The 271-nt window shown below is 60.9% G+C and carries 1 protein-coding gene; it reads left to right on the forward strand.

Annotated elements, in window-relative coordinates:
* Positions 1–17: 17 nt before the first annotated feature.
* A partial coding sequence (locus tag SB753_RS37410; RefSeq protein WP_410805196.1) for an aldo/keto reductase occupies positions 18–271 on the forward strand: 254 nt, incomplete at its 3' end.

The following is a 271-nucleotide window of genomic DNA, read 5'->3' on the forward strand; positions in this document are numbered from 1 at the left end:
CTATCAAAGAGGAAATCATGCAGCAGCGCGAACTGGGCAAGTCCGGTCTCAAGGTATCCGCCATCGGACTGGGCTGTATGGGACTGAGCTTCGCATACGGCCCCGCGACGGAAGAGCAGCAGGCAATCCGTCTGCTTCACTCGGCGCTCGACCAGGGCGTCACCTTCTTCGACACCGCCGAAGCCTACGGCCCCCACACGAACGAGACCTTGCTCGGCAACGCTCTGTCGGCGAATCGCGACAAGGTCGTCATCGCCACCAAGTTCGGTTT

The organism is Paraburkholderia sp. SIMBA_053 (genome assembly GCF_046534895.1).
Lineage (GTDB): Bacteria > Pseudomonadota > Gammaproteobacteria > Burkholderiales > Burkholderiaceae > Paraburkholderia > Paraburkholderia caledonica.